Here is a 12,690-nt window from a genome sequence, read left to right as displayed (position 1 = left end):
GATCGCTTTAAACTAGAGTTGCAGCTAACGTTTCGCATCGGTCTCGCGCCGTTCGCGCGCAGCGCGTATCCACTTGGACGCTGCAGCGTGACTCACGCCGACCGCTTCGCCGATCTTTGTGGTGGTAACACCAATCTCGTTGGCGGCAAGCGCCAGTTTCGCTCGCCGTTCGGTGGCCTCGCGGATGTCCAGCTCCGCACGCTGAAGTTGTTCAAGCAACTCTTGCGCCCGTGTTTCGTCACTGACGATCTTTCGGGGCTTGCGTGATGGGCGAGGGGGCAGCGGCTCGATCATGTATGAGTTCCGATCTTCACGGTGTGCGTCGGAACGGTTCTTGCACTGCCAACGGGCACGTGAAATGATCCGACACGAATCTCGTTCGGAACCGTGGCCCACTCTTCGGTTACAGCGGGCAGTGCGCGCGACCTGGCAGTCGCGTTTTGAACCGTCAACGGCGACGGCTGCGCAGCATGCCCAGCGACAATGTTAGCCATCCAGCCCTCTCCACGCTCGAGACGTCAGGGGTTCCCCATTCATCTCATGCGTTTCTGCTCGTATACGAGCATTTTTGCAGCTACGCGCGGGCCGGTGCGCGCTCCCCCTCCGTCACATCAGCGGCGGGTTCTCGAGTATCAACCGTCCGAGTGGGTCTTGGCGTGGTTGCCGACCCGAGCGCCGACCCGTCTTGCGGGCCGGGAACTAGCGCGATTCTGCGAAAGATGAGGCGGACTGCCGCAAATCAGTTCTGCGCAGTCCCCTTGTCTTTCAGGTACTCATAGAGCATTGCAGGCAGCGCCTTGCCCAGCTCGGCAAACAGCCCGCTGTCGCCCAGAAGATCGTCGATGAACGCGGGTGTCTCTTCGCGCACCTCAACCACTGCTTTCGTGAATGCCTTTGGCAAGACCGGTGATTCGGCGAACTGCTGTGGGCTGTTCACCTCAGCCTGGCGAGCCAGATCGGTGTCGAGTGCGAGCTTCCCGACGATGTGGTTCATTGTGATGTCAATGACGCCGACGCCGTACTTGTCGCCGAGATGCTCGTTGAGTTTCTGGATGATCTCGTCGAGGGCGCTCCGGTGCTTCTCGTGGATTGCGCCTGAGCCGATCGCTGTGATCGGGTCGAGACCGGGTCCCTGCTCGAGATTGAGCTTCACAGCCTCGCCGGGCTGGATTTTGTAGCCGGCGAGCTGGACCTGTGAGACGTCGACCGGCTCGGCGAACGTTGCGGTGGACAGCTGCGGGAGGATGCGGCGGAGGAAGTAATGCCGCCGTGGGAGGTCGGTATCTTCGAGGTTGCGCGCCTGAGAGATGAAGTCGTAGAACTTCACGAACTGGTTTGCGTCGGACTTGAAAAGCTGCAGCTCGTCTTGTTCGGTCTTGTCGTTGTCGAGGACGGCGGCAATCCACCGCTTTTGGAAGCGGTCTACGGCGGGCGCGGTCGCGGCGGAGACCTTCGAGTTGGCGTTCGTACCGCCTGCGAGTGCCGCTTCGAAGCTCTGCTTGACCTCGGACATGTCGTAGATCCCGGCGGAGTCGAGCTTGGTGACTAGATCGTAGATCAGATTCGGGTCGGTGGTCGCGGTGAGGGACGCCTTTCGGTAATACGGAATGAACGCGTCGAGCACCTCTTGGGGGTCATTGACGAAGTCTAGGACGTAGGTCTTGTCCTTGCCCGGGTAAGTACGGTTGAGGCGCGACAGGGTCTGCACCGCCTGAACGCCGCCGAGCTTCTTGTCGACGTACATCGCAACGAGCCGCGGCTGGTCGAACCCGGTCTGGAACTTCTCCGCCACGATCATCACGTTGTAGGTCGACGGCTTGAACGCTTCCGCTAGATCGCTCTGAACACCCGGGTTCTGGGTGCGTTCGGTGAGGCCCTCGCCTACATCTTCGGGGTCCTCTACAGTGCCAGAGAACGCGACAAGCGAGCGCACGTCACTCACGCCGGCTTCTACGAGGTATTTGTCGAGGTACTTCTTCCAGCGGACCGCCTCTTTGCGGGAGCCGGTGACAACCATCGCCTTCGCCTTGCCCGCGAGCAGCGGTCGCACATATGCCCGGAAGTGATCCACGACGATCTTTGCCTTCTGGCTGATGTTCGTCGGGTGAAGGCGCACGTACTTGACGAGGGCCTTCACTGCGGTGGATTCGTCGACTTCCTGGTCGCTGTCATAGTCAGCGCCTGGATGCTGCAGTTTCCACGCGACCTTATACGGGGTGTAGTTCTGCAGAACGTCGAGGATGAAGCCCTCTTCGATGGCCTGCTGCATGGAGTACAGGTCGAACGGCTCAGGAGTCTCGCCGCCATCCGGGATTCTCCCGAACAGCTCAAGCGTCTTTGCCTTGGGCGTCGCGGTGAACGCGAAGTACGAGATGTTGGGCGCGGAGGCGGTGACCTCCATCGCCCACCGCAAGTACGCGTCCGAGTCGATCGGCGCACCCTCAGCAACGGCCGCCTGCTCCGAGGGCGAAAGAACCTTCGTCAAAGCACCCGCAGTGGAACCCGTCTGCGAAGAGTGCGCTTCGTCGGCGATGACAGCGAACCGTCGTCCCTGCAACTCGGGCAGCGTTTGAATCGCTGTGATGAGCGCCTCGAACGACTGGATCGTGACGATGACGATATTCTTTCCGCCAGTCAGCGCCGCAGCGAGCTGCTTCGACTTCGACTCGCCTCCATCCTTCGTGATCGACTGGACGACCCCAGCTTGCTTCTCAAACTGGGCTATCGCATCCTGTAGCTGCTTGTCGAGGACTGTGCGGTCGGTCACAACGACCACCGTGTCGAAGACCCGGGCGTTGGCATCGTCGTGTAGTTGCGAGAGACGGTGCGCCAGCCACGAGATCGAGTTGGTCTTGCCTGACCCAGCCGAGTGCTGCACCAGGTAACGGTTGCCGGGCCCCTCATCTCGCGCCGCTTCGACTAGACGAGTGACTGCGCGCCACTGGTGATAACGGGGAAACAGCACCTTCTCGGTGCGCGTCTTCCTACCCGTGTCCGGGTCGGTGTCCACATCGACCTGGAGATGCACGAACGAGCCGAAGAGCCGCAACCACGTGTCACGCTCCAATATTTCTTCCCAGAAGTACGATGAAGCCGACCCACCCGGATTCGGCGGATTTCCCGCTCCCTCGTCGCGCCCTATGTTGAACGGGAGGAAGCGCGTTTTGGCGCCCTCCAGTTTGGTGGTCATCCGTACTTCGGAGTTCGACACTACGAAGTGCACCAGCGAGCGCTTGCCGAACGCGAATAGCGGCTCGCCGGCCGGATTCCGATCGAACTGATACTGCGCAACCGCGTTGCCAATCGACTGCGTGAAGTCCGTCTTCAACTCGACTGTGCTAACCGGGATGCCGTTGATGAACAAGACCAAGTCGAGCGCCTTATTCGGGTGCCCGGCCGAATAATGCACTTGCCGCATCACCCGCAGCCGCATCTTGCCATAAGCCGTCAATGTCTCAGCATTGTTCGTCGTCGCCGGCCGGAACTGCGCCATCGTGAACTTCACTGCCCCGCCATGCAGAGGCACGAGTGAGAAGCCGTCGTGCATTACGCGGATCGTGCCACCGTTCTTCAGCGGATCATTGTCCAGCGTTTTCGACAGCCGGGAGAGGATGAGTGCTCTGGCTGCGTCCTGCTGATCAGGAGTGTCATTTGGGCGCACCACGCTTGCGAACTCGGTCGGCTGAGAGTCTTCGAGCCAGCCGAGCACGTCCTCCGGCACCAGGGCGAGTCCACGGTCGTACTCCGCGTCGGTGGGCGAATACAACCACCCGTTGGCAGCAAGGTACTCAGCGATCTCGTTCTCGAGTACCGACTCGAGGTGCGCCCCTGCAACATTGGTCATGCCACCACAACTCCCACGTCGATCTTCCCAGTAACCGCCGCCGAAATCATTGCTGCGCGACGCTCTCTGGCGAGTCGAATAGCATCTCCGGTCGTGCTTATTGCCCTGTCGATTTGGTCAATCGAAAGTGCCACATGCCGCACTATTTGGGCCTGCTCCTCTCGGGGAGGCATCGCGATGATGAGACGCTCCAGCTTCTCCGCCGTCAGGTGCTGAATTGTGGATACGTTTGTGCTCATGTCGAGGACACCAGCTGCACGAAGCACGTCGAGCTGGAATCCGAGATAGCGGGTTAGGTCGCCGCGAAGCGATCGCACCCGGTTTACAGTCTTCTGGAATCCCCATCCGGGCATGTCTGTGTCGACTGGCGCATTTACTCCGATCGATCCGCCCTCGACTACAAGCAGGTCTCCGGCACGCAAGCTGAACTTGGACTGCTCGCTTCGGGTGAACGGCATCGACTTGACGTCCGCGAGGTCCAACCGCTCGCTTTTGATGTTCGACGCACGCACGTACGGTAGAACGTCACCGAAAGTATTAGCAAATTTCGCTTCGTCCAGCATCTTTCCGAGGGTCACGCCGAACCACCGAGACAGCTTTGAAACCTGCCAATGCTCCGGAATGCGCCCGATCCATGCAATACCGCTATCGCGAAGCTGAGCCTTGTCATCCACTCCGCGAAGGATTGCACGGGCGATCACCGCTGCGCGGCGCTCATTCAGGAGCGCTACCAGTTCCTCGTTCTTCGAGATGAATGCGTCGGTTCGCGCTGTCTCGCGATCCAAAAAGTCAGCGATGGCAGATTGCTTCTCAGGCGAATGAACTGGAATCGGAGTCTGTCCCAATGGTCCAAGATTCAGCGCGCGAAAGGTAGAGCCGCCGGAGGCGGCGTCCCAAAAGGCGGTCACTTCAGCTGATTGCAGTGCCCATCGAACGAATGTCGAGCTGAATTCGTCGGCCACTGCGACGCGCGCAGTGCCCTGCGTGAGGTTTGCGCCGATGAGCTCGGGGGGTACCACCATGGTCTTGCCATAGCTCGGTCCGATCGACACAACGAGGTCGCCTGACTTAAGGGCTGATCGTTTGTACGACGCAGCAATCGCAGGATCCGTGCGCTGGAGACTCTCGACCGACACACCTTTGTGCCCATCCATATCGACGGGGCGGATGTAGGGAACACCATTTGGAACGTCGTCTCCGGCCTGGACGATTCCGTACGTCAGGGGCCGGCGGGGATCCACCATGGCCTTGAGTGGCAGCGTTTTCACCGCTGCTCGACCTCTGTCAACATCCCCCGAAGCTCTCGAAGAACGGACTCCAGATCGCGATCGATGTCTTCGAGGGGCCGCGGCGGCACGTACTGGTAAAAGTGGCGGGAGAAGGGGATCTCCGCGCCTTCCTTCGTCTTCGCAAGGTCGACCCATGCGCTTGGGGCATACGGCAAGACTTCGCGCGCAACGTACTCGTCTATGTCCTCCGCCCAAGGCACGTTTTCGGTGTCCCGAAGTGAAGCGTCGGGCTCAGGATTGCCCTTCGAGTCTCGGCACACGTCTGCAGCATCGTCCTGTTCGCCCAACTCCATCGTCACGGTCTTCAGGAGCGGCGCGTGGACCGCGAGACGTTCGGCCGCCGCCGCCTGCCTAAAGGCATTCTGAAACTCTGCACGGTTCGTCCACACCATCTGTGTGCCAAGCCGATCGAGGGTGGCGCGTAGCGCCGTTGCCTCTGCCTCACTGAGCTTCTGCACCGCCTTCGACTCGAACACGGCCTCAATACGGTCGGGAGTAGCATGCCAGCTCAACTTGAGCGGCCGTTCAATGGTGATCGTCCGATAGAGGAAGTCTTCGTTGCGGAAGATCTTGGAGTGCTCGCCGGGCTCGAACCCGGCATACATCTCGACGATGGTCCGGATGTTCTCGACCGAAAGCTCGTTTCGCTTGGATCCCAGGCCCTTGGGCAGCTTCGTAAACAGTTCGCGCGCGTCGATCAACTGCACCCGCCCCTCACGCGCCTTCTCCTTGCGATTACTAAGGACCCAGATGTAAGTGGAGATACCAGTGTTGTAGAACATGTCCTTAGGCAGACCGATTATCGCCTCGACCATGTCGCTTTCCAGCAGCCACTTGCGGATGTTCGACTCGCCACCTCCGGCGCCACCAGAGAAGAGGGGTGAGCCGTTTAGAACGATCGCCATACGGGACCCGCCGTCTTCGGGCCTGCGCATCTTCGATACCAGGTGGAGGAGGAACAGCATCGCCCCGTCGCTGACGGTGGGGGTTCCTGGGCCGAAGCGGCCGTTGAAGCCAAGCTTGGAGTGCTCGTCTTCGATGAATGCGCGTTGGTCCTTCCAATCCACGCCGAACGGCGGGTTGGACAGGCCGTAGTCAAACTTCTTTTCCTCGAACGCGTCTTCAGTGAGGGTGTCGCCAAGCGCGATGTTGTTGACATCCTGGCCCTTGATGACCATGTCTGCCTTGCAGATTGCGTAAGAGGCGTCGTTGTAGTCCTGACCGTAGAGACTCAGCTGAATCCCTGGGTTGAGCCGGCGGAGGTACTCGTCGGCGACCGAGAGCATGCCGCCGGTGCCCGCAGTCGGATCGTAAATCGAGCGGACAACCCCGGGCTTGGTCAGGGCATCATCGTCGAGCGCGAACAGCAACTGAACCATCAGCGAGATAACCTCGCGCGGGGTGTAGTGGTCACCGGCAGTCTCGTTCGAGCGCTCATTCGCCCAGCGGATCAGTTCCTCAAAGACGAGGCCCATCTGGATGTTACTGACCGTACGCGGGTGAAAGTCGGCCTGCGCAAATTTCTCGGTTACCGCGAAGAGCTTGTTCTTCTCGGCGAGCTTGTTCAGTGTCTTGTCGAATTCGAATCGCTCGAAGATGTCGCGGACGTTCGTCGAGAAACCCGCGAGGTACGAGGACAGGTTCGCCCGGAGGTCCTGCGGGTCGGCTACCAGCTTCGCGAAGTCCAACGGGCTCGTGTTGTAAAACTGATGGCCGGATGCCTCCGTGAGCTTCATCTGTTGCATCACCTCCGGGGCTCCATTCACTGTTGGCGCCACCTTGAGCACTTGCGCCTTGGTATCGGCCAGCACTGCATCGAGGCGGCGAAGCACCGTGAACGGCAAGACAACCGATCCGTACTCTGATGGCTTGAACGGACCACGGAGAGACTCGGCGATGTTCCAGATGAAGTTGACGTGGTTCACCACTAGGGAAGCACTCCTGATCTTGGGTTGAAAGCGGCGAGTACTGGCCCGCCGCCCTTCTAGTCATCCTGGCCCAATCCCGGCCGAAACACTGACGCGACGTCCCGGCGAGGGCGGGGTGCGAAAGCCCAGGACCCTTCTAGGCCGAAGCTGGCTCCGGAACGGCTCGAATCGACGTTCGTTGCTAACGCTGTTTGTCCCGGAGGACATCCCGGGGTCGTCGCCGCTCAGCGCCGAATCACCATCACCGCGGCCGGACGACACTTTGTGAGGTCAAACGACACTTTGCGTGGCACGTTCACAGAGGGTCAGATCGGGGCCATGTCCGTGAAGCGGGAGTACATGCCCTGGAACGCGACCGTGACCGTGCGGGTGGGGCCGTTACGGTGCTTGGCGACGATGAGGTCGGCCTCGCCGGCGCGCGGGTTGTCCTTCTCGTAGGCGGACTCGCGGTGGAGCAGGATGACGACGTCGGCGTCCTGCTCGATCGAGCCGGACTCACGGAGGTCGCTCAGTGCGGGGAGCTTGTCCGCGCGCTGCTCGGGACCACGGTTCAGCTGCGACAGTGCGATGACCGGAACCTGGAGCTCCTTGGCGAGGAGCTTGAGGGCACGCGAGAATTCGCTGACCTCCTGCTGGCGGCTCTCGACGCGCTTACCGCTGGTCATGAGCTGCAAGTAGTCGATGATCACCATCTTGAGGCCGACGCGCTGCTTGAGCCGGCGGCACTTCGCGCGGATCTCGACGAGGGTCATGTTGGGGCTGTCGTCGATGTAGAGGGGAGCGTCGTTGATGCGGCCGCGGGTGGATGCGATCGTCGTCCAGTCGCGGTTGTCGACGGTTCCCTTGCGCATGTTCTGGAGGGGAACGGTCGCCTCCGCGGAGAGGAGGCGCATCGCGATCTCGCTGCGCCCCATCTCGAGGGAGAAGAAGATGGTGGGCATGTCGTGCTTGATCGCCGCTGCGCGGGCGAAGTCGAGCGCCAGCGTCGACTTACCGAGCGCGGGTCGGGCGGCCACGATGACCATCTGACCCGGGTGGAGCCCGTTGGTCAGCTCGTCCAGCTCGGCGAAGCCGGTGGGGACGCCGGTCATCGAGCCGTCCTTGTGCTTCGCCGCCTCGATCTCGTCGATCGCGACGGTGACGGCCTCGGTCAGCGGGACGTAGTCCTCGGTCTCCTGAGTGCCCGTGACGGAGTAGATCTCGGCCTGGGCGTTGTTGACGAGGTCGAGAACCTCACCCTCGGCCTTGTAACCCATCTGTGTGATGCGGGTGCCGGCCTCGACGAGCCGGCGGAGCAGCGCCTTCTCGCCGACGATGTTGGCGTAGTAGCCCGCGTTGGCTGCTGTCGGGACGAGGCTGGTCAGCGTGTGGAGGTACTCGGCGCCGCCGGCGCGGGAGAGCTCGCCGATCTTTGTCAGCTCGTCGGTGACGGTGATGACGTCGGTCGGCTCGCCGTGCGAGTACAGCGACAGGATCGCGTCGTAGATGATCTCGTGCTTGGGGATATAGAAGTCGGTGCCGCGGATCACCTCGACCACGTCGGCGACGGCGTCCTTGCTGAGGAGCATTCCACCGAGGGCGCTCTGCTCGGCGAGGAGGTCGTGCGGCGGAGTGCGCTCCGGTGAACGGGTGTCGCCCGGGTCACGACCGTCGGCGAGACCGATATGGGCGATCGACACGTTCACTCCTCTACTGGTCCGTTGCCTCGGGGCACGACGAAGACGCCGTGGGGTCGTTCGACGCTTTCGCGTGGACGCGTTCCCTCGGGTCGATTGTCGGGACGACCTCCGACATCGCCGCTCCTCGCGGCCGCCGTCCGTCGACGTCGATCAACCCTACGAACCCCTGTCTGCGCTGACAACTCAGCCTGTGGATAAAACTGGGGAGAATGTGGGCGAAACGCCGTAGAGCGTGTGTAGAAGGTGTGTGGAAACCTGTGGACAAGAAAGAATCTTCGGCAGCGAAACATACGCTGAACAGTGGTTTTACTTTCCCCAGGCTGTGTGTAAAAACTTCCTTGAACCCTGTGTTCAAGCTTGCCCGGAAAACGTCACGCCCTGTGCACAGAACGGGGGAGAACACCCTTAACGAGAGGTAGCGGCGGGCCTTCGCCCGCCGCTACACTTCTGCCTCGTCGCGCCTACTTGGCAGCGACCACCTGCAGGCTGATGACGGCCGAGAGGTCGTCGTGCAGACGCACGGTCGCCTCGTGGTCGCCGACGACCTTGATGGGGTTCGGGAGCTCGATCTTGCGCTTGTCGAGCTCGCCGATGCCGGCCGCCTTGACGGCGTCCGCGACATCGCCGGTCTTGACCGAACCGAACAGGCGGCCTTCGCGGCCCGCCTTGACGGTCAGCTTGACGCGGGTCGCCTCGAGCTTGGCCTTGAGGTCCTGAGCCTGCTCGACGGTGTGCAGTTCGCGAGCGGCGCGGGCCGCCTTGATCTGCTCGACCTGCTTCTCGCCACCGCGCGACCACGCGATGGCGAAGCCCTGCGGGACGAGGTAGTTACGGGCGTAGCCGTTCTTGACGTCGACGACGTCACCGGCCGAGCCGAGGCCGGTGACCTCGTGCGTGAGAATAACCTTCGACATGTCGTTGCTCCTTAGCGGCCAGAGCCGGCGTAGGGGAGGAGCGCCATCTCGCGCGCGTTCTTGACCGCGCGGGCGATGAGACGCTGCTCCTGGACGGAGACACCGGTGATGCGACGGGCGCGGATCTTTCCACGCTCCGAGATGAACTTACGCAGGGTGGCGACGTCCTTGTAATCGATGACGCCCACGCGAACGGACTTCGCGGGAGCGGCGTTCTTGCCGTCCTTGCCCTTGCGGATCGGCTTGCGGCGGTCGCCGCTCGACTTTCCAGCCATGGTTTCCTTTGCTTTCCGCCCGACCCGGCCTCCGGCCGGCGGGCTGATGATGTGTGCCCCTCTGCGGAGGAGCGAGTCTCGTTAGAAGGGGGTCTCGTCGTTGTAGGAGCCCGGAGTGTTCCAGACATCCGCACCGGCGGAGGGATCCGCCGGAGCCGATGCGGCCCACGGCTCCTCGACAGCAGGCGAACCGCCGCCGAAGCCACCCGGGCCTCGTCCGCCTCCGGACGACTGCGTGCGGGTGATCTGAGCGGTGGCGTAGCGCAGCGACGGGCCGATCTCGTCGATCTCGAGCTCGATGCTGGTGCGCTTCTCGCCTTCCTTCGTCTCGTAGGAGCGCTGCTTGAGGCGGCCCTGCGCGATGACGCGCGACCCCTTGGTCAGCGAACCGGCGACGTGCTCCGCGAACTCGCGCCAGACGCTGGCGCGGAGGAACAGAGCCTCACCGTCCTTCCACTCGTTCGCCTGACGGTCGAACGTGCGGGGAGTGGACGCGATGGTGAAGTTTGCGACAGCCAGCCCGTTCTGCGTGTAACGCAGCTCGGGATCGGCGGTGAGGTTTCCCACCACGGTGATGACGGTCTCGCCGGCCATGGGACTAGGCGCCGGCCTTCTCGGAGGTGGCAGCCTTGCGGGCGGCCTTCTCGTCAGCACGCTTCTGAGCGGCGGCGACCTGAGCGATCGCCTCCTCGGCGCGGAGGACCTTGGTGCGCATGACGGCTTCGCTGAGCTTCAGCTGGCGGTCGAGCTCCTTGGTCGTGTCGCCCTCAGCGGTGAGCTGGACGACGGCGTAGATGCCCTCGGACTTCTTGTTGATCTCGTAAGCCAGGCGACGACGTCCCCAGATGTCGACGTTGTCGATCGTTCCACCGTCGTTCCGGACGACGTTGAGGAACTTGTCAAGGCTCGGAGCCACGGTGCGCTCATCGATCTCGGGATCGAGGATGACCATCAACTCGTACTGATGCATGACTAACCCACCTCCTCTGGTCTCAGCGGCTGCAGACGTTCTGCAGCAGGAGGGTGTCATAGACGTGCCGAAGGCAGGACTCTGCCCGGGCAACTTCCCTAGCGTAACGGATGCGGATGCGGGGCGCCAGCCGGCGGTGATCTCGGTCATGCCTCCACCCTCGCCGGAGGGACGCATGCACAAGCCCGGAAATCCGAATCTGTGGACAATCGGGTGATGCCCCGACCTGTGGACGACATCGACGCCGAGCGACCCGTCCTCACGAGCCGATCGGCCGGGTCAGCGGTTCCCCCACCACGTGAGGAGACGCCGCGTGGCCTCCTCCTCGCCCAGGGGTCCCTCGTCGAGTCGGAGTTCGAGGAGGAACCTCATCGCCTGACCCACCTCCTTGCCGGGGCGGATGCCGAGGATGCTCATCACCTGCTCTCCGTTCAGATCCGGGCGCACCGCATCCATCTCCTCCTGCTCGCGGAGTTCGCGGATGCGCGTTTCGAGGTCATCGTAGGCGAAGCCCAGACGGTCGGCCTTCCGCCGGTTACGGGTCGTGACGTCGGCCCGCGTGAGCATGTGCAGGCGCTCGAGCTCGGGGCCGGCGTCGCGGACGTAGCGGCGCACGGCCGAGTCGGTCCAGTGCGCGTCGGCGTAGCCGAAGAACCGCAGGTGCAACTCGATCAGCCGGGCGACGGAGTCGATGGTCGACTTGTCGAACCGCAGAGCGGTGAGCCGCTTCTTGGCGAGCTTCGCGCCGACGACGTCGTGGTGATAGAAGCTGACCGCCCCGCCGGGCTCGAAGCGGCGGGTCGCCGGCTTGCCGATGTCGTGGAGGATCGCGGCCAGGCGCAGCACGAGATCCGGCGCCTCGCCGGGATGCCGCTCCTTCTCGTATCCGATCGCCTGCTCTAGCACGGTGAGGCTGTGCTGGTAGACGTCCTTGTGGTGGTGGTGCTCGTCGGCCTCCAACCGGAGCGCGGGGATCTCGGGGATCACCTCATCGGCCAGGCCGGTCTCCACGAGCAGTTCGAGACCCCGTCGCGGCTCGTCCGCCATCAGCAGCTTGCTCAGCTCGTCGCGGACCCGCTCGGCACTGACGATCTCGATCCGCTCGGCCATCGACGTCATGGCCTCCCGCGTGGCCTCATCGACCGTGAAGCCCAGCTGGGCGGTGAAGCGGGCGGCTCGCATCATCCGCAGCGGGTCGTCGCCGAACGAGATCTGAGGGCTGCTCGGCGTGGTGATCACGCCGGCGATGAGATCCTCGACCCCGCCCGACGGATCCACCAGGCGAACCTCGGGCAGCCGGAGCGCGAGCGCGTTGACGGTGAAGTCGCGGCGCAGCAGGTCACCCTCGAGGGTGTCGCCGAACTCGACCTCCGGCTTGCGCGTGGTGCCGTCGTAACTGTCGCTCCGGTAGGTGGTGATCTCGACGGTGTCGTCGCCGAGGCGCGCGCCGATCGTGCCGTACTTGCGGCCGACATCCCAGATCGCGTCGGCGATGGGTCCGACCACCCGCACGATGTCGTCGGGCCGGGCGTCCGTGGTGAAGTCGAGATCGTGCACCGGCCGGCCGATCAGGGCGTCCCGCACCGGGCCGCCGACGAGGGCGAGCTCGTGCCCCGCGGCCTCGAAGGCGTCGGCGAGGCGGGCGACCGACGGCGTGCGTGCGAGGTCGCCGAGGCGTTCGAGGGATTCGGCGACGCTCTGCATGGTGCCCCAGTTTAACGGCCCTCCTCGTCGGCCTCTCAGCAGGCGGCCTCTACAATCGACCACATGGAGGCCGAGTCGGGATCGCGC

Annotated in this window: 10 protein-coding genes; all 10 read right to left on the bottom strand. The window is 63.0% G+C overall.

Going from position 1 to position 12,690, the window contains the following annotated elements:
- Window positions 1-24 precede the first annotated feature (24 nt).
- Entirely contained in the window at window positions 25-294 is a 270-nt protein-coding gene (locus ACF1AJ_RS13465) for a helix-turn-helix domain-containing protein (protein WP_391507802.1), read from the bottom strand.
- Window positions 295-739: 445 nt separating this feature from the next.
- Entirely contained in the window at window positions 740-3,844 is a 3,105-nt protein-coding gene (locus tag ACF1AJ_RS13460; protein WP_391507801.1) for a type I restriction endonuclease subunit R, read from the bottom strand.
- Window positions 3,841-5,112, bottom strand: coding sequence for a restriction endonuclease subunit S (locus ACF1AJ_RS13455; RefSeq protein WP_391507800.1), 1,272 nt, complete (start codon window positions 5,110-5,112; stop codon window positions 3,841-3,843). The genes ACF1AJ_RS13460 and ACF1AJ_RS13455 overlap by 4 nt, the downstream gene beginning before the upstream one ends.
- Complete coding sequence (locus ACF1AJ_RS13450; RefSeq protein ID WP_391507799.1) at window positions 5,109-7,061, bottom strand: N-6 DNA methylase; 1,953 nt, start codon at window positions 7,059-7,061, stop codon at window positions 5,109-5,111. Before ACF1AJ_RS13450 ends, ACF1AJ_RS13455 begins: the two co-directional genes overlap by 4 nt.
- 305 nt (window positions 7,062-7,366) lie before the next feature.
- Window positions 7,367-8,740, bottom strand: coding sequence for a replicative DNA helicase (gene dnaB, locus ACF1AJ_RS13445; RefSeq protein ID WP_391507798.1), 1,374 nt, complete (start codon window positions 8,738-8,740; stop codon window positions 7,367-7,369).
- A gap of 461 nt (window positions 8,741-9,201) precedes the next feature.
- Window positions 9,202-9,654 (bottom strand): 50S ribosomal protein L9, encoded by a 453-nt coding sequence (gene rplI / locus ACF1AJ_RS13440; RefSeq protein ID WP_121263114.1) that lies wholly within the window; start codon window positions 9,652-9,654, stop codon window positions 9,202-9,204.
- A gap of 11 nt (window positions 9,655-9,665) precedes the next feature.
- Window positions 9,666-9,929: a 30S ribosomal protein S18 gene (gene rpsR / locus ACF1AJ_RS13435; protein ID WP_018189012.1), complete on the bottom strand. Its 264-nt coding sequence runs from the start codon at window positions 9,927-9,929 to the stop codon at window positions 9,666-9,668.
- Between the two features lie 81 nt (window positions 9,930-10,010).
- Window positions 10,011-10,523 (bottom strand): single-stranded DNA-binding protein, encoded by a 513-nt coding sequence (locus tag ACF1AJ_RS13430; RefSeq protein ID WP_018189013.1) that lies wholly within the window; start codon window positions 10,521-10,523, stop codon window positions 10,011-10,013.
- 4 nt (window positions 10,524-10,527) lie between these two features.
- Window positions 10,528-10,899, bottom strand: a complete 372-nt coding sequence (gene rpsF / locus ACF1AJ_RS13425) for a 30S ribosomal protein S6 (RefSeq protein WP_018189014.1) — start codon at window positions 10,897-10,899, stop codon at window positions 10,528-10,530.
- Between the two features lie 279 nt (window positions 10,900-11,178).
- The gene (locus ACF1AJ_RS13420; RefSeq protein ID WP_391507797.1) at window positions 11,179-12,603 is read right to left on the bottom strand and encodes a CCA tRNA nucleotidyltransferase; all 1,425 of its coding nucleotides are present in this window, start codon (window positions 12,601-12,603) and stop codon (window positions 11,179-11,181) included.
- Window positions 12,604-12,690 lie beyond the last annotated feature (87 nt).

This window comes from Leifsonia sp. NPDC014704, assembly GCF_043083605.1.
Classification (GTDB): Bacteria; Actinomycetota; Actinomycetes; order Actinomycetales; family Microbacteriaceae; genus Leifsonia.
This window is presented reverse-complemented; position numbering and strand designations above follow the sequence as displayed.